The organism is Marinobacter sediminum (genome assembly GCF_023657445.1).
Lineage (GTDB): Bacteria > Pseudomonadota > Gammaproteobacteria > Pseudomonadales > Oleiphilaceae > Marinobacter > Marinobacter sediminum_A.
In genome coordinates, this window is sequence record NZ_JAGTWY010000001.1 from 1,021,161 (window position 1) to 1,047,611 (window position 26,451).

22 protein-coding genes are annotated in these 26,451 nt (G+C 49.8%); 21 read left to right on the forward strand and 1 reads right to left on the reverse strand.

The genetic code is table 11. From position 1 onward, the window contains the following. Positions 1-27 precede the first annotated feature (27 nt). The 10 genes from KFJ24_RS04940 (at position 28) to KFJ24_RS04985 (ending at position 11,075) form a co-directional block, all read left to right on the forward strand. The gene (locus tag KFJ24_RS04940; protein ID WP_250829957.1) at positions 28-672 is read left to right on the forward strand and encodes an XrtA/PEP-CTERM system exopolysaccharide export protein; all 645 of its coding nucleotides are present in this window, start codon (positions 28-30) and stop codon (positions 670-672) included. Positions 673-730: 58 nt separating this feature from the next. Further along, entirely contained in the window at positions 731-2,257 is a 1,527-nt protein-coding gene (locus tag KFJ24_RS04945) for an XrtA system polysaccharide chain length determinant (protein WP_250829958.1), read from the forward strand. Then, positions 2,257-3,153: a polysaccharide biosynthesis protein gene (locus KFJ24_RS04950; RefSeq protein WP_250829959.1), complete on the forward strand. Its 897-nt coding sequence runs from the start codon at positions 2,257-2,259 to the stop codon at positions 3,151-3,153. The genes KFJ24_RS04945 and KFJ24_RS04950 overlap by 1 nt, the downstream gene beginning before the upstream one ends. A 70-nt stretch (positions 3,154-3,223) precedes the next feature. After that, on the forward strand, positions 3,224-4,441 hold the full coding sequence (locus KFJ24_RS04955) for an outer membrane beta-barrel protein (RefSeq protein WP_250829960.1): 1,218 nt from the start codon (positions 3,224-3,226) through the stop codon (positions 4,439-4,441). Between the two features lie 28 nt (positions 4,442-4,469). Next, positions 4,470-5,372 carry an XrtA system polysaccharide deacetylase gene (locus KFJ24_RS04960; protein WP_250829961.1) on the forward strand — a complete coding sequence of 301 codons (903 nt, stop codon included), beginning with the start codon at positions 4,470-4,472 and terminating at the stop codon, positions 5,370-5,372. Then, a complete protein-coding gene (locus tag KFJ24_RS04965) occupies positions 5,372-6,526 on the forward strand; it encodes a glycosyltransferase family 2 protein (protein WP_250829962.1) in 1,155 nt (384 codons plus the stop codon). The genes KFJ24_RS04960 and KFJ24_RS04965 overlap by 1 nt, the downstream gene beginning before the upstream one ends. A gap of 8 nt (positions 6,527-6,534) precedes the next feature. Beyond that, positions 6,535-7,671, forward strand: coding sequence for a glycosyltransferase (locus KFJ24_RS04970; protein WP_250829963.1), 1,137 nt, complete (start codon positions 6,535-6,537; stop codon positions 7,669-7,671). A gap of 431 nt (positions 7,672-8,102) precedes the next feature. Then, positions 8,103-8,936 carry a CoF synthetase gene (locus tag KFJ24_RS04975; RefSeq protein WP_250829964.1) on the forward strand — a complete coding sequence of 278 codons (834 nt, stop codon included), beginning with the start codon at positions 8,103-8,105 and terminating at the stop codon, positions 8,934-8,936. Beyond that, on the forward strand, positions 8,933-10,081 hold the full coding sequence (locus KFJ24_RS04980; RefSeq protein ID WP_250829965.1) for a sugar-transfer associated ATP-grasp domain-containing protein: 1,149 nt from the start codon (positions 8,933-8,935) through the stop codon (positions 10,079-10,081). The genes KFJ24_RS04975 and KFJ24_RS04980 overlap by 4 nt, the downstream gene beginning before the upstream one ends. Positions 10,082-10,091: 10 nt before the next feature. Further along, positions 10,092-11,075, forward strand: coding sequence for a glycosyltransferase (locus tag KFJ24_RS04985; protein WP_250829966.1), 984 nt, complete (start codon positions 10,092-10,094; stop codon positions 11,073-11,075). 151 nt (positions 11,076-11,226) lie between these two features. Here KFJ24_RS04985 and KFJ24_RS04990 read toward each other — a convergent pair whose 3' ends face one another. Next, entirely contained in the window at positions 11,227-12,630 is a 1,404-nt protein-coding gene (locus KFJ24_RS04990; protein ID WP_250829967.1) for a hypothetical protein, read from the reverse strand. 335 nt (positions 12,631-12,965) lie between these two features. Between KFJ24_RS04990 and KFJ24_RS04995 the strand changes: the two genes are divergently transcribed. The 11 genes from KFJ24_RS04995 to KFJ24_RS18225 all read left to right on the forward strand — a co-directional run bounded on the left by KFJ24_RS04995 (position 12,966) and on the right by KFJ24_RS18225 (position 26,429). After that, positions 12,966-14,084 carry a glycosyltransferase gene (locus tag KFJ24_RS04995; protein WP_250829968.1) on the forward strand — a complete coding sequence of 373 codons (1,119 nt, stop codon included), beginning with the start codon at positions 12,966-12,968 and terminating at the stop codon, positions 14,082-14,084. A gap of 17 nt (positions 14,085-14,101) precedes the next feature. After that, a complete protein-coding gene (locus KFJ24_RS05000) occupies positions 14,102-15,130 on the forward strand; it encodes a polysaccharide deacetylase family protein (protein WP_250829969.1) in 1,029 nt (342 codons plus the stop codon). Beyond that, positions 15,127-16,503 carry an O-antigen ligase family protein gene (locus KFJ24_RS05005; protein WP_250829970.1) on the forward strand — a complete coding sequence of 459 codons (1,377 nt, stop codon included), beginning with the start codon at positions 15,127-15,129 and terminating at the stop codon, positions 16,501-16,503. The genes KFJ24_RS05000 and KFJ24_RS05005 overlap by 4 nt, the downstream gene beginning before the upstream one ends. A 144-nt stretch (positions 16,504-16,647) precedes the next feature. Next, complete coding sequence (locus KFJ24_RS05010; protein WP_284709157.1) at positions 16,648-17,541, forward strand: glycosyltransferase; 894 nt, start codon at positions 16,648-16,650, stop codon at positions 17,539-17,541. Between the two features lie 141 nt (positions 17,542-17,682). After that, on the forward strand, positions 17,683-18,810 hold the full coding sequence (locus tag KFJ24_RS05015; protein ID WP_250829972.1) for a glycosyltransferase family 4 protein: 1,128 nt from the start codon (positions 17,683-17,685) through the stop codon (positions 18,808-18,810). A gap of 158 nt (positions 18,811-18,968) precedes the next feature. Then, complete coding sequence (locus KFJ24_RS05020; RefSeq protein WP_250829973.1) at positions 18,969-20,492, forward strand: oligosaccharide flippase family protein; 1,524 nt, start codon at positions 18,969-18,971, stop codon at positions 20,490-20,492. A gap of 17 nt (positions 20,493-20,509) precedes the next feature. Then, positions 20,510-22,477 carry an asparagine synthase (glutamine-hydrolyzing) gene (gene asnB, locus KFJ24_RS05025; RefSeq protein ID WP_250829974.1) on the forward strand — a complete coding sequence of 656 codons (1,968 nt, stop codon included), beginning with the start codon at positions 20,510-20,512 and terminating at the stop codon, positions 22,475-22,477. After that, positions 22,478-23,668 carry a hypothetical protein gene (locus KFJ24_RS05030; protein WP_250829975.1) on the forward strand — a complete coding sequence of 397 codons (1,191 nt, stop codon included), beginning with the start codon at positions 22,478-22,480 and terminating at the stop codon, positions 23,666-23,668. It begins immediately after the preceding gene. Continuing rightward, a complete protein-coding gene (locus KFJ24_RS05035) occupies positions 23,665-24,336 on the forward strand; it encodes a hypothetical protein (protein WP_250829976.1) in 672 nt (223 codons plus the stop codon). Before KFJ24_RS05030 ends, KFJ24_RS05035 begins: the two co-directional genes overlap by 4 nt. Positions 24,337-24,373: 37 nt before the next feature. Beyond that, positions 24,374-25,264 (forward strand): glycosyltransferase, encoded by an 891-nt coding sequence (locus KFJ24_RS05040; RefSeq protein ID WP_250829977.1) that lies wholly within the window; start codon positions 24,374-24,376, stop codon positions 25,262-25,264. A 25-nt stretch (positions 25,265-25,289) separates the two neighbouring features. Continuing rightward, entirely contained in the window at positions 25,290-26,429 is a 1,140-nt protein-coding gene (locus KFJ24_RS18225) for a GNAT family N-acetyltransferase (RefSeq protein WP_250829978.1), read from the forward strand. Positions 26,430-26,451: the final 22 nt, after the last annotated feature.

Genomic DNA, 26,451 nt, shown 5'->3' on the forward strand with positions numbered 1-26,451 from the left:
GAGACACGGAATCAGAGAGGAATGACAATGTCATCGAAGTATTCACTGCAGGGGCTTCTGGTGTCCCTGACTGCGGCAGCATTAGTTGCGGGTTGTGCTGGCCCGCAGCCCTCTTCGCAGGAAGCCATCAACGAAGCCCTCAGTCTTCAGACCTCAACCAGCGTAGACGAGTACATACTTGGGCCAACGGACTCAGTCCAGATCTCTGTCTGGCGCAACGCAGATCTCAGTATCAGCGTACCGGTAAGGCCGGACGGAAGGGTTTCCATGCCGCTGATCGGCGATGTCAAAGCCACCGGGAAAACACCAGAACAGCTCGCCGATGAAATTGAGCTGGACTTAGCGGAATACATTCGTGAGCCTCAGGTGACTGTTGTCGTTACCTCCATGGGCAGCCATGAGTTCAGTGACCGTGTACGGGTAACCGGTGCTGTCAATCAATCCATCTCTGTGCCTCACAGGTCTGGAATGACGGTTCTGGACATGGTGTTGAGCGCCGGCGGTGCGAACCCCTTTGCCAAGCTTAATGATTCGATACTTTACCGCCTTGTGGGAGACAAGATGGTAGCGATCCCAGTTCGTCTGGACGACATCCTGAACAAGGGTGATGTATCCACCAACTACCGCATGCGGCCTGGGGATATCCTGACGGTGCCGGAACGGAACTTTTAGGGTTGGCTACAACCGTTCTTTAAAGCAGACTTCGGAACCCGGTTAACAGGTAAGAAAGATGGCACTTCCATTAAGTCAGATCCCTTCAGAAGCGATCAGAGAGGTACGGTCAAGAAAATGGCTGGCCTTCCTCCTGTTCGCAATTGTCAGTTTCGCCGTATTGGGTGCGGGGTTTGTCTGGCCCTATAAGTATCAGTCTCAGGTCGTGATATTTGTGGATGATCAGAACATTATTCGTCCACTGATGGAAGGCAGTGCCGTAACCACGGAGATAAGCGAGCGCACGTCCGCAGTCAAGGAAATGCTATGGTCCAGGGACCTAATGTTGCAGATTGCGAAGGATAGAGACATATTCGGGCAGGATGCAGACCAGGTCACGGGCGAGGCACTGGAGCGGAGGGTCGGCATGCTTCGCGCCAACATGAACGTGCGCCCCCGTGGCGACCGCTATTTCAGTATTGGCTACACCTCCGAATCACCCATGCAGGCCTTTCGCATTGCACAGCGCTTGGGACAGCTTTTTATCGCAGAGAACTCGGCAAAAAAACGCAAGGAAAGCCGCAACGCCTACGATTTTATCGACAAGCAGGTTAAAAACTACGAATCGATTCTCGCCGACGTAGAACAGAAACTGAAAGAGTTTCTCTCCGAGAATGTCGACGGCACTGAGGGCGAGGCAAATTCGCGCATGGCCAATCTGCGCAGGCAACTCGAGCTGGCCGAGATGGAGCGTACTGAACTGATAGCACGGGCTGAGTCGCTGGACTCCGAGCTGCAGAACGTACAACCGATGCTCAGCCAGGGCCGAACTGCGGATGCTTATACCCGCAATATCCGTCAAAAAGAAGCCGTGCTTGATGAAATGCGGCTGCAATACCACGATACATACCCGGATATTGTTATCCTCAAGGAACAGATTGCAGAACTGAGAAATCAAAGGGATAGAGCTGCCCAAAGCGGTGAGTTGGACCAGGCCATCGGTGAAGGTGATCAGCTGGTCAACCCGCTTTACCAGGACATCAGCGCAGAAGTGGCTAAAACCCGGGCCAGCATCCGCACCCAGGAATCACGTATTAGTTCGCTTGAAAAGCTGATTGCCGAGCAGGAAAAGCGTATGGAGCGGATACAGGAGAACAAGGCACAATTTTCTGAGCTAACCCGCGACATGGAAGTTAACGAACAGATCTACAACGACCTGCTCAAACGCCGTGAAAAAGCCAGGGTATCCATGCACCTCGACATTGAAGGTCAGGGCCTGAATTTCCGCATCAACGAGACCGCCCAATACCCACTGGGTCCGATTGGCCCCAAGTTTCCTCTGTTTGCCTCCGCAGGCCTGATTCTCGGCGCACTTGCTCCGTTCGGCTTAGCGGCCGGTGTTCTCCAGATCGACCCCCGCGTAAGGGCCCGAAAACAGCTGGAGGATGATCTTGGCTTACCTGTACTGGCGGAAATCCCGGAAGTCCGAACACCTTACGAGAAACGTCGGGACAGAAAAGTTACTGGTGTCATCGGTGTGCTGGTTGTGCTGGCCGTTGCAGTGTATGTCACGATTGTTGCGCTCGTTCAGTTGGGGGTTATCTGATGTCTGAATGGAGAAAAGATCGGGCTGGTCTGAGTGGGCGGGATTCAGCGGAAGAAGAACAGAAGGCAGACAATATGGCAACTGAGGAGGGCGCGTATTTCCTCAAACGTAAGGAAAAGCTCAAGAGAGAACTTGGCCATGGGGAATCAGATGATTCCAAGATGCTCGTGCCGAGCTCTCTCGAACTTGGGCCTGGCGCCGTTGACAAGTATGTTATTAGTAAACAAATTGTGCGTATGCAGGAGCCGCACAGGCTTACACCCGACGATCTGGATGAGCGCAGAATCATTTATCCGGAGTCGAAAAATCGAGCTTTGGTCAATAAGTTCAGGGACCTGCGCACAAAACTCCTTGAGCTCTCTGGAGGGAATAACTTTACTCTGGTGGTCAGCGGCGCTAGTGAAGGTGCGGGGTCTTCTTTTATTGCGCTTAACCTTGCCGCAGCGTTTGCGTTTGACCAGGCGAAAACGGCGCTGGTCATCGACTGTAATCTGAGAGAGCCCTCCTTGCATAGTCTGCTTGATATTACACCGGAGGCCGGGCTTACGGATTTTCTGGACGATCCGGATTATGACATTGGCAGGATTCTTTACCCCACGGGTATCCCGCGCTTGCGCTTAATACCTGCCGGTAGCCGCCGGGAAACCCCTGCAGAGTTTTTTACATCCTTCCGCATGAAGCAGTTTATCCAAGCGGTACGTCGACGTTATCCGGATCGATTTATCGTGCTAGATACGGGTTCCATCAGTGACTCACCAGATGCCCGCATACTGACCGAACTCTGTGATTACGGAATGCTGGTAATTCCGCACGGCAAGATCACCTCCGCCACAGCAGAACAGGCGGCTACGGCATTCAATCCGGAAAAATTTGTTGGAGCGATCATCAATGGCTAACCGGAATGGGGCAGGGACACGCCGCTGCAGGGGTCTTTGTTGCCTGGCAGGCATACTCGCGCTGGTACCCATGGCAAGTTTTGCGCAATTGGGGATCCAGGCTGGTCAGGACGCGAGGTTCACGGACAATGCCAGAAAATCCGCCAGCAATGAAACTAGCGATCTGGAGAGCCGTACCTACCTTACGGCATCCTACATAACGGATCCTGGCCGGTGTGCTGCAACTTTTACTGGTACGCTCGGGTATTCTGACTGGCTGGATAATTCGTTCGACAGTGAAGCCTACGCAAGTATGGATCTTGCCAGCCAATGCGAGGTGGCAACAGGCCTTTATTGGCATCTGGATAATAACCTCAGGGAAGTGACCCAAGATTCAACAAAGAGCAACACACCTGATAACCGAACCCGCAAAAACGTATTCAGTACTGGCCCCCGTTACCTCTGGCGGTTGACTGACCTCGACACCGTCACCTTTGAAACAAAATACCAGAATACCGATTTCAGCGAACCGGAAGAAACGGATAGCAAGCGCTACATTGGCTCAGTTGACTGGACCCATCTGTTCAGCCAGACGTTCAATGGAGGCCTCAGTGTTTCATACAGCAGCACGGAACTCGATTCCGGAGACGAGATCGATGTTCAGACCATGCGTGCGACCTTTAGCCAGCTCTGGTCAACAACGATATTATCCGGAGCGTTTGGTATTAGTGAGATAGAGAGCCGCTTCGACAGTAATTTAGGCAGTAACTCCAAGAGTGATGGTTGGGTAGGAGAGCTAAACCTGATCCGTGAAGTGACACCAACCACGGACTGGTATCTGAAAGGCGCCCGGGAGCTGACCGACCGAACATCCAGTTTTGATATCCGTTTCGGGGAGTTTGAATTCAACCTGCGCGAGGCCATCACGGTGGAAGTCAGCACCCTTTCCACCGGCATTAACAAACAGTTTTCGGATCAGGGTAATTTGACTGTTGATCTGTTTGCAAACAGGTCTGATTATCTGGAATCGGACCAACTAGAAGAGAGTGTGGGCTTGAATCTCGGTTACTCAAGGCCCGTGAGTGAGAAAATGAGTGGTTCCACAGCGTTTCGGTATCAGTATTCGAAGTTTGAACAGGACAAAGTCGACGATGAGGCCGCCCGAATCCAGTTCGGACTTACTTACCAAGCAAGTCGGGATTTTGACATAGCCACTAGTTTTGGGCATGAGTGGAAGGAAAGCGACGTTGCTAGCCGGGAATATGATGAGAACTGGGTGTTGATAGGCTTGAAATACCGTTTTCGGTAATGTCACAGGATGTGTTTGGGGTTTTGCGATGACAGAACAAGTCCAGAATGCGCTCACTATCGATGTAGAAGACTACTTCCAGGTCGCGGCTCTGGCCGAGGCCGTCAAATATGAGAATTGGTCTAGCATGGAGTACCGCGTAGAAGCCAACACAGACCGTATTCTGGCTCTGTTTGAAAAAGCAGGCGTTAAAGCAACCTTCTTTACACTGGGCTGGGTTGCTGAGCGCTCACCTCAACTCGTCAAACGCATCGCGGATGAAGGCCATGAATTGGCCAGCCACGGTTACAGCCACCAGTTGATTTACAACCAGACCCCGGATGTATTTCGAGAGGAAACCATTCGTTCCAAAGGCATTCTTGAGGATATTCTGGGCAAACCGGTTACCGGCTACCGCGCAGCAAGCTACTCCATCACCAATGCTTCCCGTTGGGCACTGGATATTCTGGCGGAGCAAGGATTTACCTGGGACTCATCGATTTTCCCGATTCACCACGACCGCTACGGAATGCCGGGTACCCCTCGCTGGCCACACCGTTTGAATACTGATAAAGGCTATGAACTGGCCGAGTTTCCACTCAGCACTTTGAAACTGCCGGGTTATATTCTCCCTATTGCTGGAGGTGGATATTTCCGCTTGTTCCCATACTGGTTCAGCCGGTTCGGTCTAGCGTCCCTCAATCGGCAAGGAAAGCCTTTCGTCTTTTACCTACACCCCTGGGAGATAGATTCCGGCCAGCCCAGACTTAATGTGAAGTGGTTTTCCAAATTCCGGCACTACAACAACCTGGATGTGTGTGAACAAAGGCTGGCAAAACTCTTGGGCGATTTTTCATTTACCACCATGAGCGACGTACTTCGTACCCAAGGGCTTCTTGACTCTGAAACAGCGCCTTCAACAAGATATGAGACTGCAGGCGGGCTGGAATAATGCAGTTCGTGTTCTGGTTCTCGATGTTCGTCTTGTTTTACATCTATTTCGGCTACCCATTTGTTGTGAAGGTTGTTGCATCAGTCAGACCAGCACCCTTTCAAAAATCAGCAGATTATGTTCCGAGGGTATCTATCCTCGTTGCAGCTTACAACGAAGCAAACGATATCGAAGCCACCCTAAGGAACAAACTAGCGCTGGACTATCCGTCGGACAAGCTGGAAATCCTTGTCATCTCAGACGAATCGGACGATGGCACCGATGAGATCATAGAGCGCGTGGCAAGCTCTGCCCGTTTTCCCATTCGCCTATTTCGCCAGATACCCCGTCAGGGTAAAACCGCTGGCCTGAACACCCTGGTACCGGAAACCACCGGCGAGATCCTTCTTTTCTCCGATGCCAACTCCCAGTGGGATACCCAGGCCGTCAGCAAGCTCTGCAGTAACTTCGCGGACCCGAAAGTGGGCTACGTCACCGGCAAGATGGTCTATGTGAACGACGACGGCACCCTGGTAGGGGATGGCTGCAGTGCTTACATGAAATACGAGAACTGGTTGCGCGAACAGGAAACCCTCATTGGTTCAGTGGTCGGTGTCGACGGCGGTATCGACGGCATGCGCAAAGCGCTATACCAACCCCTGCGAGCAGATCAGTTGCCAGATTTTGTGCAGCCACTGAAAGTGGTAGAGCAGGGCTACCGGGTCGTTTACGAACCCAAGGCCTTGCTGGAAGAAGAAGCCCTCATCGACAGTAACAGTGAATTGAGCATGCGGGTGAGGGTCAGCCTGCGTGCCTTGTGGGCCCTCAAAGACATGCGGCACCTAATGAACCCCTTCCGGGATCCGGTGTTCGCCTGGCAGTTAATCTCCCACAAGCTGCTTCGCTACGCCGCCTTTATTCCACTGGCAACGCTCGCATTGGCAACACTGCTACTAGCGCCGGCCCGCGGCGTCTACACACTGGCATTTCTGGGGCTGGTTATTTTCCTGGCCCTGGCCTGGACAGGACACAAGCGGGAAGCGGTTGGACAGCCGCTGTCCGTCATTTATTCGATACCTTACTATTTCATGCTTCTGAATGTTGCTTCCTATAAAGCGTGCGTTGCCTTTATGAAGGGAGAGAAGAAGGTCATCTGGAATCCAAGGAAGGGTTAGCCCCCGTTATGGGACTCAAAGTATTACACCTGATTGATAGCGGTGGCCTGTATGGTGCGGAAAAGATGCTGCTGACTCTAGTGCAGGAACAGGTGAATCAGGGTCTCGAGCCAATGATCTTAAGCGCCGGCGAACATCAGGTTGAAGAAAAACCAATCGAGGCCGAGTCGAAAAGACTAGCTTTGCCTGTAACTCCCTGGAGAATGGCGCCAGGGCTCAATCTAATTGAAGCGTGGCGCATCCTCAAGTGGGCGCAGAGGGAAAACTACCAACTTCTTCACTCCCATGGCTTCAAGTTCAATGTGCTGGTGGGGTTGTTTCCCAGGTTTCTGAGGAAACTTCCTGTGCTTGCAACCCTACACGGGTACGTGCACGCGAAGCCTTTCACTAAAATGTGGATCTATGAATGTCTGGACCGCATTGCAATTAAACGACTGGATGGCGTGGTTCTTGTCGGGGAGGCAATGAAGCGTGATATTCCGAAGAGGTTGCAAAACTCCCCAAGCACCAGAGTGATACCCAATGGCCTAAATATACCTGAGCTGAGAAAAAGATCAGCGAATGCCCTCGATGATCACACTCAGCAGTTCATAAATAATAGTGAGTTTGTGATTGTCGCCGTCGGTCGCCTATCGCGGGAAAAGGGCTTTGATCATCTTCTGCGCGCTTTCATGGAAGTGAAAAAGGAAAGTAACGGAGCATCGTTGATTCTGGTCGGAGAGGGCAAAGAAAGGGACACGTTGGAAAGCCTGATTGACGAAACAGGCCTCAGCGAAGCCGTATTAATGCCAGGTTATTGTAACAACGTACCTTCATTACTTCGGCAGGCCCGGCTTCTCGTTATGCCATCACTTACAGAAGGGTTACCCATTACACTGCTTGAGGCTATGGCCATAGAAACCCCGGTATTAGTGTCCCAAGTGGGTGAAATGCCCAAGGTACTGGGTTTCGGCGAGGGAGGCCGTATCACCGGTTCCATCGAGCCGACTGCTCTTGAAGGTGCGATCATGAACGAGCTAAAGAATACAAGGTCTGAAAAGAAAATAAAGTGGTCGGCCCAAGCCGTAGCGCGACATTACTCGGCAGAGGCTATGGCAAACAATTACCTATCACTCTATAACACAGTGATGGGGCAGAGACCGTGATTCGAAAGTTCCGGTACGCACTCACGCGTCTATTTTTTCTTTGTATGGGCCTGCACGTGTCAAAATACAGGAAAGAAGTTAAGACTTTATGGGCTTTGCCAGAGTCTGATCGAAACAAGGAACTCGAAGTACTACTCTATAAAAACAGGCCATTAAACGCAGACGGGGAAGAGGTAAGCAGTCTTGAGAAACTCTTCAGCTCACCCTCACTGTCGAAGAAGGCGCTAAGGCGTCAAGATAACCTGTTGGGTAATAAGAGCAGTGGCAAATTTGGGCGCCATACAGCAGGTACCACCGGAGAGCCAACTCAAATATCGCTTAGCCGGACTGAGCTTGGCCGCATGTTAGGAGTTCGTGACTATTGTTTTCGTCACTACGGAATAAAGCTTGGCCAGAGAGAGGCGAGATTCTGGGGTAGGCCAAGACACGGATTGAAGAGCAATCTCAAGGACTTCGCTCTCAATAGAAAAGTTTGTTTTCCAATGGGTGACCAAGCTGAGGAATCGGTGGCGTGCATATTAAGCTGGAAACCTGACTATCTGTATGGGTACGCATCTCTTTTGCTTGAAGCTGCAGCACTGGTAGACAAACAATCCTTAAGATTCATGCCTCCAAAATGCGTGATTTGCACTGCAGAAACAATAATGCCAGCACAGAAAGAATATTTGACCGCCGTCTTCAAGGCACCAGTAGTTGAAGAGTATGGAGCTACTGAGTTTGATATTGTGGCATTTGAGTGCGGTACGGGCCATCGCCACTTTGTAAATCCTTGGCTTGTGGTGAGGGAGAGCTATGGATCGCTTCTGGTTTCAGACGTTTCACGGAAATCAACAAGCTTCATTAATTATGACATTGGGGACTCCGGGATGATAAAAGATTCCGAATGTACTGTGATTGGAGGCACCCACTATTTGGCAGCTTTAGAGGGACGGACCATACATCGTTTTGCCTATATTGATCCTGAGACTCGTTTTCACTCAGTGGACTTGGGCTATGCCATGAATGAATACCAGTGTATGGAAAACGAGGTGTTCAGTTTTCGTATAATTCAAAGTGAATTTGGTGCGATTGATTTGTACATCAGTTCAGTACCTTCGAATGGCCCGGTAAGTCTCCAGCAGTTCATCCAAAATAGTATTCGAGAAAAAACAGGTCGAGATATTGTTGTTAATGTATTCGTCGGCGAAAAATCTGTCGAATTAGCCGAAAAGTCCTATTTCGTACAGAGAATTCGTGAGACTGCTAGTGGCGTTGTATTAACATGAAAATTGATTTGGAAGCACTTTCCGATCGGGGCAAGCAGAAGGTTTTTCGGATCAGAGAAGCCAGTGTCCCCTACTTCAGGCGGTTTCTCCGGTTTATTGCGCTGCCATATTGTTTTGTGCAAGTAAATTGGAGCGAATGTACAAAAAGCAAAATTGAGGTTGCGTTCGATTTTTTGTATATATTCTTCCGGTTTAAATATTTCCCAGATAACTACTCACCGTGCCGGTTATGGGAAAAAAACAGGTCCGAATGGGTATATTATTACGGATCAAACTACGACCCTTACCAGCGCAGACAGCTAAGAAGACATGTGCAACCGGCAACCTATGAAATCGTATTTCAGGATAAGGTCCTCTCTGAAATGCTTTGCAGAGCCAATAATATATTGACCCCTAAAGTGATCAGAGTGGTCCAAAAGGGGGAGTATGTTCAGGATGTTGCAAAAAACCTGGCTGAAACGGGGTTTTACAGTCTGATATTCAAACCTCGGTCTGGTAAAGGCGGTGGGGATATCACCTGCACAGAGCTCGCGGACGGCTCTGTAAGGGCAATCAGAAAAGGTGAGGTTATCCCAATAGCGGGAATGAGAGCTGAGGGTGAATTGATTGTCCAGGCGTTCATCTCCCAGCATAAAGATATGAGCAGGATCTCCACGTCTACTAATACCATTAGGGTGGTCACAATCAGAAAAAGAAATGGTGAGGTGGTGATCGTTGGCACCTACGCACGTTTTGGCGTAGGAAATAGTAAGGTAGATAATCTGAGCCAAGGCGGAATTTGTGTTTCCGCAAATATTAGAACGGGAGAATTGGCGCAGGTTGCTTTTGACCGGCTAGGTCATATTTTTAATGCCCACCCAACTTCCGGTGTTGCTTTTGAGGGCTATAAAATACCGTTCTGGGGTGAGGTTATTTGTTTAGCGAAACATGTGCAGGATTCGTTTGATTTTTATCCACTGCTTGGTATGGACATCGCTGTGACTTTGAACGGCCCATTACTGATTGAAATCAATTCTGGCTACGATAATGTAGGCTTAGAGCGGGCACGAGGGCCTATCCTTAAAAATCCCGAAGTTTATAAAGCCTTTGAAGAGCATGATCTGTTTATTAACAGGCATCAAAGAAATCTGAAACACATTCACTAAGGTTGATAACTTGAGACGAGAAATCTGTTGGATTACCTGGGAAGATCACCGACGTTCAACTGAACTGGCGAAAGAGTTGGATGCTGACTATCACTTTGTGACATCAAATGAAACTTTTATTTTCCGGCATCTATTCAAAACGCTGAAAACAGTTTTGATCATTTTTCGATACAGAAAAGGGCTGGTCGTAGTTCAAAATCCAAGCCGTGTTCTCGCCGGTTTGGCCGCACTGATGAAGCTATTTCTTCGCTTTCCACTGGTTGTAGATCGGCATACAAATTTCAGGTTGGGAAAGAGGATGAGCATTAATCCCGCAGTTTGGTTTGTAATCCTTTGCAGTGAATTCAGCCTTAGAGTGGCTGACTTGACCATAGTCACTAATGATTTTCTTAAAAATCTGGTGGAGAAAAAGGGAGGCAGGGCAATTATTTTGCACGATAAGATTCCGGATATACGAACACCCCAAAAGAAACTAGACCTGCCGGCCGGAAAAAATGTACTTTTTGTTTGTACCTATGCTCCGGACGAGCCTTATATGAGAGTAATAGAAGCTGCAAGCCAACTCCACGAGAGTTTCCATATTCACATCACGGGAAATTACAAAAAGGCCGGACTTGACCCGAACTCAAAAAACCTGCCGTCCAATGTGCATTTGCTTGGTTTCATATCCAAAGAAGATTACGATGCTTACGTGTTTTCCTGCGATGTAATCATGGTACTTACTACCTCTGACTGGGTTATTGTCTGTGGTGGTTATGAAGCGGCAGCGGCGAAAAAGCCGCTGATCACCTCAAAAACCGAAGCGCTTTTAGGGTTTTATCAAGGGCATGCGTTTCATACAGAGCCAAATTCGGAAGCTATAGCTGAGGCAGTTACCAAAGTATGCTGTAATATTCAATTATACGGTGAGCAAATGAGCGCTTTTTCTGAAGCGGAGCGTCAACTATGGGAGGAACAGTGGTTCAGTTTTATGGAGAGGGTTTCTACTCTATAGAGTGTCTTACATGAGTATTTATGCACTGCTACAACTGAATACCTTTTCCAAAAGAATACTCAGTTGCAGGGAGTTACAGAGTTTACTTTAGTGCCGCTGGAAAGCAGAGATACCTCTGTGCAATTTAAGCTCAAAATAATTTACAAACTATTTATTTTACATCGAGATCAATCTGGGCAGGCACTCCTAGCTTGCACGATATGCAAATCTCGATCCCTTCATAATTTGGGTTACTGTTTTCGTCAAAGACATATACATAGAGAGTTTCATTTGTGTCTAGTTCGCCCGCTCTGAGCTCAAATTGAACTTTATTATCTGTCCACTGAATAGGGAATTGTATTTCTAGCTCGCTTCCCGCCTCCTCATATGTTTGTTTATTGCTTATCATAATTCTCTTGGGTGTATTGTCGAAATATATTTCTCCGAAATACAACGCGGCATCAATAGAGTCCGCACCACCTGCTGCATCCAGACCTAGCTGTGATATGGTGGGAGAGCGATCCATGAGTTTATTCTTGTCTGAAATGTCTAAATTATCCAAATACCTCCGTCCACTATTATCAATATCAACATAGGCGCTGAGAATGTCAGTTTCCTGATCAATAAACGTTTCCAGCAGGCGCCAGTCGAGTTTACTGGTGAGATTTGGGATACCGTAGCCTGTATCCTGCGAGCCGTCGGAGGTTTCTGGCTTTGCCACGAGATTACCCGAACTGTCGCGGTAACCGACGATTAACCGGTTAGTTGACATGGTGCTATACATCCCCGGTTTACCACCAGACCACATCCTTAAGTACTTTGACCCGACTGCGAAAGCATAATGTTGATCTGCGTTGAGCGCCATTTTCGAGCCTGTTCTTTGACCGACAAGCGTTGCGCCGTTCAAGTCTGACTTCCCCCAATTCTCGCTTGTTTTGATGGTTGCGAACCTGTTTTCCGTATCTGCATAGATGATGCGGCCTTCGGTCTGGTTGATGCCATCAGCATGCAATACGGAAATTTTTTCACCAGCCTCATAGCGCGAAGGACCTAGATCGAAGTTCCCAGCAATGTCGTCAAAGCCGATTGACCGAAATCCATGCCAGGCTTCAACAGGCTTGATTCGAGCCGAGAGGTAAATCTTTTCTGCGTAAGGTGGATTGCTACCACCGAACGCGAGAGGATTTCTTACTGTTCCGTCATTGCCCACAAAGTAGGAATGGCTAAGTTTGGGATAACGCGAATTGGAGTGATAAACGACCGAACTATCAACATGCTCCCATATTTTAGCTTCGTTGGTGGCAACAGAATCGCCGAAATTAAAGGAAGGATAATCGATCGTTCGACCGTTCTGGCGGACGTCATCTCCGAACAACCATAGAATGGGCGCCGTCTGTTGCTTGGCGCCAAAGCCAGTCCCCTCGATCATTACGATTAGCGAGGATTCATCTTCGGTCTGCTTTTCAACTGAATAGGACTCAAAAACAGCGTTTGCTGCCATCGCTTGGCCAATACCTGCGGCGATTAGAGCGCCTAGGAAAAGCGTTCTGGGCGCGATAAGGGATGGGATGGGCATAACTATAATCTCCGGCTCGTCTTGCGGTAAGGTTTCCCAGAATCGTACACTAGGCGCATAAACCTAACGAGACCAGATCGCCATCTAAACAAAAATTTACAGAAACGCTGGCTAGAGTTATTTTTATCGCAGGACTGCGATTCGCGGTGCAAGGCCGTTCCATTCTTCCGTTACGGCGAGAACAACTGGCGGGAAAATGGCGAGTTAAAGGTATTGCCGTATCTGGCTACCGCCGGGGGGCCTTAAACCTGGCCCGGACCTTCTCTGTTATCCTTGCCTGTGGGCATGTTTAGATTCGGGTTCGGGGCAAGGAGTTTCAGCAGGAAGCAAAGGTAATGTCACAGCAGGAAGTTCCTCAGCCAATTCTTTTTGTCATAGACCACTTCCGCAATCCCAATGCGGGCACGGAAGGCCAGATGTTTAATCTGATTAAAGGATTGGACAGAGTAAGGTTTGAGCCCATTCTTTTGGTGTTTTGCGATTCTGAATATCTGCAGGATAACGGCTTCCCATGTGAATATCATGTTCTGGGGCACACACGTTTATCCGCTCCTGTAACCTGGGCTGCGATGTGGAAGCTCGCTCGGAAGTTCAGAGCCTCCGGGATTCGCCTTGCCCATGTATTTTTTAATGATCCCTCTATTATCTGCCCTCCGGTATTCCGGTTGAATGGCATAAAAACCATTATTTCCCGGCGCGATACGGGGTATTGGTATACTCCGGCCTATAGAACAATGCTGGCTGTATCTGGTCGGTTTGTTTCTGCTGTTATCACAAACAGTGATGCGGTGAAGCAAGTGACGCTAAGGACGGAACCGTTCGATCCGTCACAAGTTCATGTGGTTTATAATGGCTACCAGGCAGAGGAGGCATCTTGTGACATGCCAGCTGACGTTACAGGCCTTCGGGAAAAGCATCCGAGCTCCGTTTTCGTCGCGCTGGTCGCTAATATTCGTCCAATCAAGCGAATGGAGGATGCCGTTAAGGGGATCGGTCAGCTTCATCAAAGCGGCCTCGATGTACACCTGATATTGATCGGAGACGGCAACCAAACGGACCTTCGGTTGCTGGCCTCAGAGCAGGGTGTCGCTGAAATGGTTCATTTTCTCGGTCCAAGAGCGGACGTAAAAGCCTGCCTCAAGGCTCTGGATATTGGCCTGTTATGCTCAGAGTCTGAAGGGTTTTCGAATGCCATTGTTGAGTATATGCAGGCGGGATTACCGGTGGTTTGCAGTGATGTGGGAGGAAACCCGGAGGCGGTCGAGCATGGCGAAACCGGGTATCTGTATCCCTGCGGTGATGTTGCAGCACTGGCGAGCCATCTGCAGAGGTTGAGTGACAGTAGTGAATTACGCCAGCGAATAGGCGACAATGCTTTCAGGCGTGCCAGGGAGCGTTTCAGTATGGAGACTATGGTGGCAAAGCATCAGGAAATATATGAAGGGCTTATCTGACCCGAGAGGAGCGGCTAATGGAGCTGTTGTCGAGATCAATCCGTAAGATTGGCCCGATGGGTGGGTACCAATTTGCTCGGCAGATCTGTCGAAATCAGCCCCGTATTCTGATGTACCATCGTTTCTCAGACTCACCGGTAAAAGGCTGGGCAAGCTCTGAGTGTTTTGAGCAGCAGGTCAGGCATATTCGGGAGCGCTACAACCCCTATTCCCTGGTCGGGCTGATGAAATATCATCGTGAACATGGCCGTATGCCCCCGCATGCGATCGTGATTACGGTGGATGATGGGTACCGGGACTTCTTTGAGCACGCCTTTCCCATTCTTCAATGTCATGGCGTTCCTGCAACCTTGTTTGCAACAACGGGCTTCATCGACAGACGGCTATGGCTGTGGCCGGACAAGATTACCTGGATTCTGGGCCAGCTCTCCCATATCAGCCGGGAATTCACTATTGGTTCTTTCACAGTGAGCCAAGGTGCCTTAAATGGTGAATCTCGAAACGAGCTCTGGAAACGCTCGATTGCCCACGCCCTCTCGCTACCTGACGAAGTAAAACATGAATTCATATCCGCCTTGGCCTGCGAGCTGGGGCTTGTCTTTCCCGATGAAATACCGGAGTCCTTTGCACCGTTAAGCTGGGATGAGCTGAAGAGAATGCAAGAAGCGGACATTGAGATTGGTGGGCATACAGTAACCCACCCATCTTTGGGGCGGGTTACTGAGACTCAGGCAAGGGATGAAATATTCGGTTGCCGTGATGCATTGAATCAACATCTCGGGCAGCAGGACCGCACATTCTGCTACCCCAACGGCCAACCGTCGGATTTTCAGCATTTCCTGCCGGAAGTGGTTCGAGAGGCTGGCTTCCTGGGGGCGGTAACGGCGTTCCCCGATTCCCTGGGTATCAGCGACAGGTATCTTATGCGTCGGCACGCCAGTGGAGACAATATGTTTCAGTTCGATAAAGCTGTTTCGGGTCTTGAGCTCTTGGGGCATCGCGTAAAAGGTGATCGAAAGCTTGAGCTGGATTATTCAGCACCATGAAACAGGAAATGATGGCTTCTGTTCAGGATGAAAAGCGGAGCGCCCTTGCAAAACTGGATACAACGATTGTAAACCAGTTCAGCTTTGTTCTTTATCTGTATTTTATCCTCGATTTCTTTCTTCGCTTCTCAGTTCGAATTCCTGGCTACGCTGTGATCAGGCCAACATTGGTGGCCGTCGCCGCCATCAGTCTTTTGCTGTTTTTACAGCGTGACAAGCTAAAAGGCCGCTTTCAGGACCCGATATTCAAAGCACTCTTTGTGCTGTTTGGTTATCTCGTTATCAGCCTGCCATTGGTGGAATGGCCCGGGAGTGTCGTTCGCACAAACATTGACCCCTTCGTCAAAGCCGTTGCTTTTCTTTTCTTCACTGCCTTGATTATTGACACGGATAAGCGACTGAAATGGTTTATCGGAGTGTTTGTTTTCTGCCAGGTGTTTCGTGTGTTGGAACCGCTGTATCTTCATATTACACAAGGTTACTGGGGGAGCTCCACGCATCTGGGTGGGGGAGAATTTGCGGCTCGACTCGCCGGGGCTCCGGCGGATGTGATCAACCCCAACGAGTTGGGTTTTGTGATCGTTACTGCCATTCCGTTCCTTCATTATCTGCTGTGGCCCTTGGGCTGGAAATCCAAGCTGCTTTACTTGGCTATGATGCCGGCGATTTTATACGCACTGATACTCACCATGTCCAGAGGTGCGTTCATTGCGCTATTGGTTGTTGCGTTTCTGGTATTCAAGGAATCACGGCACAAGATGAAGCTGATTTTCGTGGCTGTTATGGTTGTTGTGGGTGCACTGAATGTAATGACACCTATCCAGAAAGATCGTTATCTATCCCTGGTTGATAGCGATACCAAAGGGGGTGCGACTGCGGAAGGGCGTCTTAAAGGAATGGTGGGGGAGTTCAAGCTGGGTCTTACGCGGCCTGTTGTGGGCCACGGTCTTGGGACTACACCTGAAGCAAAAGCTAATAAATTGGGAAATCGCAGAGCGAGCCACAATCTTTATGCCGAGTTGATGATTGAATTGGGGTTGATCGGATTTGTGATTTTTCTACGTTTTCTTTACCAGATTGCCCGTAAGCTTTCCGTCGTTCGGTCGCAATTTGCGGCCTTGAACAGAAGCGAGCAATCCTATTATTCGCGGTTGAATAAGTGTCTTATTGCGGTGTTCTGGATGTACGCGGTGTACAGCCTGAACTATTGGGGGTTATCCCAGTACTATTGGTATCTTTTGGGTGGCCTGGTGATTGCGTTTGGGCGTCTCGTTGAACAGGAATTGCCTTCAACCAGTGATACAAAGTTACAAAACGACCAAGCGAACAAGCCCAGTTCCAGTTATCCCTTAGCCGACCGTGTACGAAGATAAGGTCTTGCTATCTCGTGATACATTGTGGGTTTTAACGAGCCAGAACCCGCTATCGAAATCTCGTGTGTAGCCATGAAAAAATGGCTTTTAGATGTTAAATTTTTAATCGAAATTTTAGACTAACCAACCGATAGCAGGTCAAAAATGGACGGTTCAGGGAAGACATTAGTTTCCGTGGTTGTGCCGGCATTCAACCGAGTTGAGTATATTAGGAAAACGGTGGAATCGGTGCTTTCGCAGGACTATCCGCGGGTGGAGCTTATCGTCGTTGATGACGGTTCTACAGATGGAACGTACGAGATTCTTCTTGAATATGCGGAGAAGGGAGATCTGAAGCTTTTAACCCATCCAAACCGCGCTAATCGAGGGCAATCAGTCGCATTGAATCGGGCGCTTGAGAATGCGTCCGGTGAACTTATAGCCATACTTGATAGCGATGACATTTTCTTGCCAGGCAAGCTCCGCGCTCAGGTGGATTATCTTCAGGCTCACCCAGAGGTTGGGCTTGTGTATGGTATGGGTGAAGCGGTAAATGAGGAGGGGCGGTGGCTCTATAACATTCTTTCTCCGGATCATATTGAACCGAATGACCCAAATACGGTGTTGCTGGATTGTTATTTTTCTTTGCCGGTGAACGCTTTGGTACGTCGTTCTATCTATGAGCAGGTTGGTGGTTTCGAGGAGGGGTTTCGGGCAGCTCAAGATCATGACATGTTGATCAGGATAGCTGAGAAAACCAGATTCGCGTTTATTCCGGTCAAGGTTTTTCAGTATCGCCGCCATGGTGATTCGATCAGCAATAAAGGCCAGCGTAAACGCTGGGAGAATGGTTTCGAGATTCTTCGCCGTGCTCAGGCCCGTTATTCGTATAATAAATCTACTGTTCGCAAGCGGCGCGCGTTACTTAATTTCCGAATGGCTCAGGTTTGTTGGCGCGAGAATAACAGTGCCTCTGCGTTAGGGCACCTGTTAAAGTCTGGAGCGCTGGACCCGGTTCGGGCGCTGAAGGTGCTTACCGGAAAGGAAAAAACCAGGTAAGACAGCCGCCCCTCTGAGGCCTTGAATGGTCGAAAAAGGAAATGCTTTTCTTAGGTATCGATCGGTGTTTGAACCCTTAGGCTGGCGCACTATCCATGCGACTTTGAAGTTGGGAGAAGTAATGAAGGGAGCTACGAGCCAATGAAGGTTTTGATGACCGCTTTGCAGCCAGGAGGCGGCATTCGCACTTTCTTTCGCTACGTTTACGGTCAGCCAGCTTTTGAGGGCTATAGCTTTACCCTTTTAGCACCAGATCAAGGTGGGTTAGAAGGTTTTTTGTCAACATTTCTCCCGGCAGGCCGTATTGAACTGGTCTCCGCCGATCCCGGTAAAGCCGGTTTTATGAGGCAGGTACGAAAACTGGCGAGGCAACACTCGTATGACCTTGTGCACTCTCATGGCTTCTCGGCCGGCTTGCTTACCCAGCTGGCTTTAACTGGTAACACTACGCCTCACTTGATGACGGGGCATGATATGTTCACCAAGCCTTTGTTTCTCGGTTTCAGGGGCCACATAAAACGCCTGTTGATGGCGCAATTGTTTAATCGAATGGCTGCGGTTCATACCGTCACTGAGGATGCAAAGCGTAATTTTTTAGAGTTCTTCCCAAGTGTTCCTAATGAGAGAGTCCACCCGATTCTTCACGGGGTAGACGCCAAATTTTTCCAGTTCGGAACAGCTTCTGATCTCAAGAAAGAAATTGGCTTGTCAACTGACGTGCCACTGATCGGTTTTTTTGGGCGCTTCATGAGCCCCAAGGGCTTCAGAGTCTTGGTGGATGCCATGGATATTGTTCGAAAACGTCTGAAAGTAAGTCCTATGCCTCATGTAGTCACATTTGGCTGGGGTGGCTTTATTCGTGAAGATTATGCTTATCTTGAAGAATTGGGGCTGCGTGATTATTTCCACCAGATGCCCAAGACGGATAACATGCCTGGTGCGTTGAAAGGGGTTGACTTGATCGCAATGCCCTCCCGCTGGGAAGCTTGCGGACTTGTTGCCATGGAGGCATTGTCGGCAGGGGTGCCAATCGTTGGAAGTGATTCCATCGGGCTTCGAGAAGTGCTTGACGGTAGCCCAGCCAGACAGGTTCCTGTCGGTAATGCAGCGGCACTGGCGGAGGCCTTGGTGGCAGAGATTGATGACATTGAGCGTCGACGGCAAGTCTTCGAGGTCTATCAACCAGCCGCTGTGGCGCGTTTTGGCATTGAACGTCCCGCTCGGCATCTCGCTGAGCTATACGCCACAGTCGCAGCCAAGGATAGGTAACTTTTTCGTCTTATCATGGCAGATACAGGCTCCAATGTGTTGGTCATGATGCTAGTCGCGCAGTTAATGCCAATTATTCTTCTATTCGATGATGTCTGGCTGAAGGTTGAATACCTGATAATTGCAAAACAAATCGCTTAACCAAGATTGTAGAATCAATGTTGAAACGAGTTTTAGTTAATACCGGCTCTAATGTTGCCCAACTTATGGTTAGCATGGTGGCGACGTTCATTATGGCGCCAATATACCTTAAGCTAATGGGGCACCACGACTATGGCTTGCGGGAAATGGTGCTTGCTCTGGTCGGCTATATGGGAATGCTGGACTTAGGCATGCGCCCAACGGTGAGTCGGTTTGCGTCCATGCATAACGCGCAGAATGACCGGGAATCTCTATTGACTGTCTATGGCACCAGTCTCGTGTTTATGACGTTGGTTGGTGTAGTGCTTGGACTGTTCTTCTGGCTTTGGGCGCTTTCCTTCCCCGACATACTTAACCCGGAGGGCATGGAAGGTAGCACGAAGTACATGCTTTTTCTGCTGCTGGTCGGTGCTCAGTTGATGTTTCTGTTTCCGGGCTTTGTTTGTGAAAGTTTTCTTGAAGGCCTACAGCGTTACTACTTCAAGAACTTGGTTAATATTTTTTCTATTTTATTTATCTCAGTGCTGGCGTATCACTACATGACTCCGGAAAACGGTCTGGCACTCTTAGCTTTGTTAGCCGCTATCACTACGATAATTAAACTGATCATTTTTGCCGCTATACTTATGAGACCAATGGTGGGCGCAATTTATCCGAATTTGCGCCTGTTTTCCCGCGAAAAATTCAAAGAAATGCTGGTTTTTGGTTTTAAATCTTTTATTCAGGGTGCGGCGGGAAAAGTAGAAAAGATGTCCGACCGAATTGTTATCGGTACGATAATGAGCCCGGCAATGATCCCTGTTTATACGATACCGGCTACACTCGTAACCTATATGGCAACGATAAGCATGACGTTGAGTCACACGTTTATGCCGTTGTTCAGCGACCTTGATGCGAGGGGCGAGCGAGAAAAAAGTAAAATTGTTTATCTTCTGGCTAGCAAGTTGCTGGTTGCGTTGGTTATACCTATGGGTGTGGGCATTTGTCTCGTAGGAGGGCCCTTCATTGCCATTTGGATGGGCGGTCAGTTTGATCCAGCATTGGTCGATGCAATTCTCATTCTATTGGTTATCTACATGGGTGTTCCAAAGCTCAACCCATTTGCGAGTCGTTATCTGACCGCTATTAACAAGCATGTGATTTTTGCGAAAGTGGCACCTCCGGCAGCACTTGTTAATTTGGGCTTAAGCATATGGTTGGTTTTGGAGTACGGCGTTATAGGTGCGGCGTTGGGTTCGGTGTTGCCGGTATTTGTCTCAATGCCAATATTCCTCAAGGTTGTTGCTGATAATTTAGGAATCACCATGCTTCAATATGTGAAGCACGCGATCCTGCCGGCCACTATTCCGGCGACGGTTATGGGCGGTGGCTTAGCCTGGTGGCGGTTTGAGTACGGGCTGCCCGGCTACTTCGATATTGTCGCCGCCATTGTGGTATCTGGAGCGGTGTATGGCCTATTGTATTGGTTTATTTCCATTGGGAAGGACGAACGTGACGTGCTAAAGCGACTGGTGCCTGCGCGTTTCAGGCAGGGTGTATGAAAAAGGGAGTTTTCTAAGTGTGTGGTTTCGCAGGATTTGTCGGGCCGGAGTTGCCTGGTCCCAGAGACCAGTGTGAAACGTTACTGAATAGAATGGGGCAGGCTATTTTGCACCGGGGGCCAGATGGGGGCGGTGTCTGGTTTGACGGGGAGTTGCGTTTGGGGCTGAGTCACCGCCGCCTTTCTATTATCGACCTGTCTGAACTTGGTGCCCAGCCCATGGTATCGGAGTCTGGCCGTTACGTGATCTCCTTTAACGGTGAGATCTATAATTTCCGCAACCTGAAAACAGAACTGGAATGCGCCGGTGCCCGGTTTCGCGGTCATTCCGATACGGAAGTCATGCTTGCCGCCTTCGAGGCGTGGGGCGTGGAGCAGGCACTGGCCCGTTTCAACGGGATGTTTGCCTTTGCCTTGGCGGACAGGAGCCAGCGTAAGCTCTATCTCGCCCGGGACCGGATGGGAGAAAAGCCGCTGTATTACGGCTGGCAGGGGTGTACCCTTCTATTTGGTTCAGAACTCAAGGCTCTTGCGCGCCATCCCTCCTGGAAAGGGGAGATTAATCGTGGCGCGTTGCCGTTGTTGTTGCGTCACAACCTTATTCCAGCGCCCCATTCTATCTATTCCGGTATCCATAAACTGCTCCCCGCGTCATTCATTAGTCTGGACCTGGATCAGCTAGTGCCCGGGGTGCTGCCTGAACCCTCTCGCTATTGGCGCCTGGAAGATCAGTTTGATGATGGCCGGGACTGGACCTTGGACGGTGCCTCTTCCCATCTCGAAACGTTGCTTGAGGAAGTGGTCGGTGATCAGATGGTTTCGGACGTCCCCTTGGGAGCGTTTTTGTCCGGTGGTGTGGATTCCTCCACGATCGTGGCGCTGATGCAAAAACAGGCTAGTCAGCCTGTTAGAACGTTCAGCATTGGTTTCAATGAAGAGGGGTTTAATGAAGCTGTGCACGCGGCGGCGGTGGCGCGCCATCTGGGCACGGACCATACTGAGCTATATGTAACAGAGCAGAATGCAAGGGATCTGGTACCGCGTTTGCCGCAGATCTACGATGAGCCGTTTGCGGATTCTTCTCAGCTGCCCACGTACCTGGTCAGTGAAATGACCCGCAAACACGTTACTGTTGCACTGTCTGGTGATGGTGGTGACGAATTGTTCTGCGGCTACACTCGTTACCCAAGCATGCTTCGTGGGTGGCAGCGGCGCGGTTCGCTTGGGTCTCGTCTGAAAGGGCTCTCCGGTCGGCTGCCGTCCGGCGTGACCGCTCAGGCCATCCGTGCGCTGGTGCCATCCCAGAAAGGGCGCAGTGTGGAAGCAATTCGGTTCCGTCTGGCGCGGGCCAGAGCGATTGCCTCTGCCAGGAGCCTGTCTGAGTTTTACCGGCAATCTGTATCTTTCTGGCCCGATCCGGCCATGGCGTTGGTGGAGCCAGGTGAGGGCAGTTATGGGCTGACGGGGACGCTTCCGGGCCAGGTGCCGGATAATGATCTGAAAACCCTGATGTGGCGGGACCTGAACTGGTATTTGCCAGACGATATACTGACCAAGGTGGATCGCGCCGCCATGGCCTGCAGCCTGGAAACCCGTATTCCCATGCTGGACCATCGGGTAGTGTCGTTTGCCATGGGACTGCCTGCATCACTGAATATGAACGGGAAGGTCGGTAAGCAGGTGCTTCGGTCCGTACTTTATCGCCATGTGCCAAGGGAGCTGATTGATCGGCCGAAACAGGGTTTTGCTGTTCCGGTATCAGCCTGGCTGAGGGGGGCTTTGCGTGAGTGGGCAGAAGAGTTGCTGGAACCGTCCCGCCTGCGTGAGCAGGGCTATTGGAAAGCAGACATGGTTCGGCAGGTGTGGCATGAACATCTTTCAGGCCGGGAAGACTACAGTTTTGAGTTGTGGGGTATTTTGATGTTTCAGGCATGGCTCGCGAACACAGGCAGTGCGGACCTTATATCATCGAACGGGCCCGCGTGAATGTCTGAATTTCCGTGCGTGATCATTACCGGAGCAGATACGCCTACAGGCCTTACGACCGCGCGCGCGCTGAAAGGCTTGCCGGTCACGGTTAATGGCATTTTTCAGGAGAGAGGCTCACCTTCGATTAAATCCAGGCATTGGGATCGACTGGTTTATTTACCCGGAAGCCCGGACGAGCAGCTTGATTCGTTGATAAAAAAAGCAGAAGGGGCCGAATTTCCAGGCCGTCCTATATTGCTTTTTTCCCAGGATAGCCATGTAATCTCCGCTTGGGCGCGGCTTGAGGAGCTGGATCGATATTTTATCGTGCCGATTCCGCCCCGCATGGAGGGCGAAATTATGATGGATAAAACTCGATTCCATCAATGGGCCCTTGAGAATGAGGTCGACGTGCCACGATCTGAAATCGTGGCAAGCCTTGATGGTCTGATTGATTTAGCGGCAGATTTAAGTTTCCCCTGCATACTGAAACCCCTGGTGCGCACGTCGGCTTGGGATACCGTGCATAAGAATAAGAAGTTTTTCTTGTTGAATTCAGAGAAAGAGTTGAACGAGTTTGTTCGGTCTTCTGACCCATTTCGCCTCTCCGACCGTTACATCCTCCAGGAATGGATTCCCGGGGGTGACTCTGAGGTCTTTTTCGTGCTTTTCGCGTTTGATGAGAACGGCGTGATGTTAGCCGAACATGCTGGTCAGAAGTTATGGCAATGGCCACCATTGGGTGGGTCAACCGCTGTTTGCCGATTGATAGACGCACCTCAGTTGATTTCGCTTGCAACGTCAATTGCCATCAGGCTGAAAATGACCGGTCTAGGGTCTATCGAATTCAAGCGTGATCCAAGAACCGGAAAGTTTCTCGTTACTGAGCCAACGGTGGGTCGAAATGACTATCAGTCAGGAGTGGCTTTGGCTTATGAAAATAATCCTACCGCAGTTTTGGTAAAAAAGTATCTCGGAATTGACGACGAGGGCCGATTTGCTAAAAAGACCAAAGCAAATTGCATTTGGGTGGATGAGTTGTCAGCCTATCGATACGCCAAGTCGATGGGATTGCTGAAGGCTAGCGTCCAGTTAATCAGAACGCTCGGTTTTATTCGCCATTTTCAGTTTCTATATTTCGATTTGCGGGACACAAAACCGTTTCGAGCACATCTAAAAAAAGCGCTCTCAAGGAAGCATTCCGTATGAGGGCGGTTAGAAACCTTTTGCGGCGGGCATTTCGTTTTGATCTGGATGCCTATTTCCTGTTTTCTGATTCACTGGAAAGCGGGCTGTTAGAGCAATATTCGCACGTTTACCCTAAAACCCTTACCGTTGATTTTTACATCGTTGAGAAGCCGGCGGAAGATCTATTGTTGGTAAATCTCTGCAAAGAGGGAGGGTACTTTGGATCAACAGGTCAGGTGGTAAGGAAAAACCTCGCACTCACTTCTGGCCGGGCAGACAGGTGTATCGTTGCGAAGCACGAAAACCAGTATGTGGCAATGAGCTGGGTTGCCTTGGGTCGGAATACTGAATGGCCTTCGTTTGCGCAAGTTCCCCTCACTGAAAAGAGCTCGGGCCTCCTGCATCTCAGCTACGTAAAACCGGAATATCGTGGTCATTGCTTGCAAAGGTTTCTTGATTTACAGCGCAAGAGCCTGCTGGCGGAGCAGGGGTTTGAACAGTCGGTGAGCTTTGTCGGGGTGAATAATCTTAGTTCGGTGAGAAACTCTATGGCATGTAATGAGAGTTTCAAATTGATGTATCACCTCTCCGTTGAAGTTCCGGGTTTGAAGAAAATCAATTTCTTTCCGAAATGGAATCGGGAGAGCTGGAAATCGTGCAGGGCCCATGCAAATAGATGGATGCCGTGACCACAAAAGCAAACAAACTGTAAGCGGGTGAAGGGCAATGCTAAAGGAAGAGCCACTGGTCAGTATTATTACGCCGACCTACAATCGCGCGGATTTTATCGCGGAGGCCGTGCAAAGCGTTCTGGATCAGACCTATCAAAACTTCGAGCATCTCATTGTGGACGATGGCTCTACCGACAATACTCGGGAAGTATTGGGGCCGTTTCTTGCTGATCAACGCTTGCGATACTTTTATCAGGAAAATCAGGGCCAGAGCGTGGCGCGAAACCTGGCTCTCGAGCACGCCCGCGGCGAATTCATCTGTTTTTTGGACTCGGATAATATCTGGCTGCCAATTCATCTGGCATCACAGTTAGCTGCATTTGACGAGACTCCAGACGCAGATATTGTATATGGGGATGGCATCACTATCGACGAACAGGGCAACGAACTCCGCCGGAAAAATATAAAAAGACACTCGGGGTATATCGCCTTCCAAATGCTCAAGGATAACTGCGTCGGTATGAATATGACGATGGCGCGTCGCAAATGCTTTGAAGAGATGGGTGGCATGAGCGGAAAACGCAGAGTAGCGGACGACTATGATCTTTGGCTGAAATTTTCATCTCGTTATCGCTTCAGATACGTTCCCCGTTATCTGGCCTATTATCGGGTGATGGATGACCAGATCTCCTCTAACAAGGAAGCCCGTTTCGAGACTAACGAGTCAATCATTAAGGACTTTCGAGAGAACTACCCGGAAGCATTAACTGAAGGGCAATTTGATGAGGCTTTCGCATTTTTTTACTCACGCAAGGCACGCTACCTGGCACGTTCGGGGCATAAGTGGCTTGCAATGCAAAACATTGGGACGGCGCTGAAGTATCGTCCCTTTGTGATGGTGCCATGGCGCAGCTTGGCGGCAATTTTGTTGAAAGGCAGGCGGTAGAATGCGCTCAAACACAGACACTTCTGTGAGTGAACCCTCTGTTTCCGTGCATCGTCTTACCGCTGATGATTTCGGCAAGCTCGCGGGGGAATGGCAGGAAGTGTTGGAAAGTAGCGATGCTGACCCGCTTTTTATGAGTTGGCCCTGGCTTTTTTCCTGGTGGGAAATCTGGGGCAAGGCCCTGGGGTTGGAACTGGCGCTCTTTGGAGCTTATGACACCAATTCACGCCTTGTTGGCCTCGCGCCGTTTTATCTACATGATTTTTTATCTCCTTTCGGGCTGCGAATTCGCCGCGCCCACTTTTTGGGTAACGCCTGGCATATTAGCCCGACTGTCCGTACAGAGTATTCAAGCCTTATCATCAAGAAAGGAATGGGGGCTGTTGTCACAAATGCTCTTTTGGCAGAGGTCTCCCGGCTCAACTGGCATGAAATGATCGTATGCGACCAATTGTTGCCTGAGCTTTCCCGCTGGAAAAAGGGCTTATTACTTGGAGGTAGAAAAATTGCTCTGGTACCTCGGGCCAGAGATTTCGGGGTGCGCGTACCTACAGAAGGGTCATTCCGGGAGTGGCTCGGCAAACTCGGAGCTAACACACGCCTTAAGCTTTATAATCGACGCGAATACATCAAGCAAAAGAGGGGAGATCTCGTTTTAACACGTGTCACCGAGGAACAGGTGGCGGTTTTTTTCGAGCATTTAAATGAGTTCCATCGGCATAGATGGGGAAAGAACTGTTTCGATGACAACGCTGTCGCCTTTCACAAAAAGGTCATAGCTCGCCTTGAATCGCATCAGCTGGCTTTGACAACTCTGGAGTTGAACGGAAAAACCGTATCAGTCCTTTACGATATATTGGCGGGATCTAGCAGGTACAATTTGCAAGCGGGATTTCAGGAGGATTTTGACCGGAAGGTGGCTTTGGGAACTCTGCATCTAGGTTATGCCATTGAGGAATGCTTCAGTGCCGAGAGCGTCTGTTATTACGATCTGCTTGCTGGTTATGGCAAAAACAGCTTTTACAAAAGCCGCTTCCAGGGAGAAACGGTTCAGTTTGTAACCGTTCAGTTTGCGCGTCACCCGCTCATGCGAGGAATTTATCGGGCGCAGGCTTTTCTCCCGGAGGGGTTGCGAAGATCACTAAATCGACTTGCACGGTTGTGAAGTCGGATCCGCTGACGGCATT

What these genes read in the sequence shown, in the direction of transcription:
- KFJ24_RS04940 (WP_250829957.1), top strand. Translation starts at nt 28, where the DNA reads ATGTCATCGAAGTATTCACTGCAGGGGCTTCTGGTGTCCCTGACTGCG.
- KFJ24_RS04945 (WP_250829958.1), top strand. Translation starts at nt 731, where the DNA reads ATGGCACTTCCATTAAGTCAGATCCCTTCAGAAGCGATCAGAGAGGTA.
- KFJ24_RS04950 (WP_250829959.1), top strand. Translation starts at nt 2,257, where the DNA reads ATGTCTGAATGGAGAAAAGATCGGGCTGGTCTGAGTGGGCGGGATTCA.
- KFJ24_RS04955 (WP_250829960.1), top strand. Translation starts at nt 3,224, where the DNA reads ATGGCAAGTTTTGCGCAATTGGGGATCCAGGCTGGTCAGGACGCGAGG.
- KFJ24_RS04960 (WP_250829961.1), top strand. Translation starts at nt 4,470, where the DNA reads ATGACAGAACAAGTCCAGAATGCGCTCACTATCGATGTAGAAGACTAC.
- KFJ24_RS04965 (WP_250829962.1), top strand. Translation starts at nt 5,372, where the DNA reads ATGCAGTTCGTGTTCTGGTTCTCGATGTTCGTCTTGTTTTACATCTAT.
- KFJ24_RS04970 (WP_250829963.1), top strand. Translation starts at nt 6,535, where the DNA reads ATGGGACTCAAAGTATTACACCTGATTGATAGCGGTGGCCTGTATGGT.
- KFJ24_RS04980 (WP_250829965.1), top strand. Translation starts at nt 8,933, where the DNA reads ATGAAAATTGATTTGGAAGCACTTTCCGATCGGGGCAAGCAGAAGGTT.
- KFJ24_RS04990 (WP_250829967.1), bottom strand. Translation starts at nt 12,630, where the DNA reads ATGCCCATCCCATCCCTTATCGCGCCCAGAACGCTTTTCCTAGGCGCT.
- KFJ24_RS04995 (WP_250829968.1), top strand. Translation starts at nt 12,966, where the DNA reads ATGTCACAGCAGGAAGTTCCTCAGCCAATTCTTTTTGTCATAGACCAC.
- KFJ24_RS05000 (WP_250829969.1), top strand. Translation starts at nt 14,102, where the DNA reads ATGGAGCTGTTGTCGAGATCAATCCGTAAGATTGGCCCGATGGGTGGG.
- KFJ24_RS05005 (WP_250829970.1), top strand. Translation starts at nt 15,127, where the DNA reads ATGAAACAGGAAATGATGGCTTCTGTTCAGGATGAAAAGCGGAGCGCC.
- KFJ24_RS05010 (WP_284709157.1), top strand. Translation starts at nt 16,648, where the DNA reads ATGGACGGTTCAGGGAAGACATTAGTTTCCGTGGTTGTGCCGGCATTC.
- KFJ24_RS05015 (WP_250829972.1), top strand. Translation starts at nt 17,683, where the DNA reads ATGAAGGTTTTGATGACCGCTTTGCAGCCAGGAGGCGGCATTCGCACT.
- KFJ24_RS05020 (WP_250829973.1), top strand. Translation starts at nt 18,969, where the DNA reads ATGTTGAAACGAGTTTTAGTTAATACCGGCTCTAATGTTGCCCAACTT.
- KFJ24_RS05030 (WP_250829975.1), top strand. Translation starts at nt 22,478, where the DNA reads ATGTCTGAATTTCCGTGCGTGATCATTACCGGAGCAGATACGCCTACA.
- KFJ24_RS05035 (WP_250829976.1), top strand. Translation starts at nt 23,665, where the DNA reads ATGAGGGCGGTTAGAAACCTTTTGCGGCGGGCATTTCGTTTTGATCTG.
- KFJ24_RS05040 (WP_250829977.1), top strand. Translation starts at nt 24,374, where the DNA reads ATGCTAAAGGAAGAGCCACTGGTCAGTATTATTACGCCGACCTACAAT.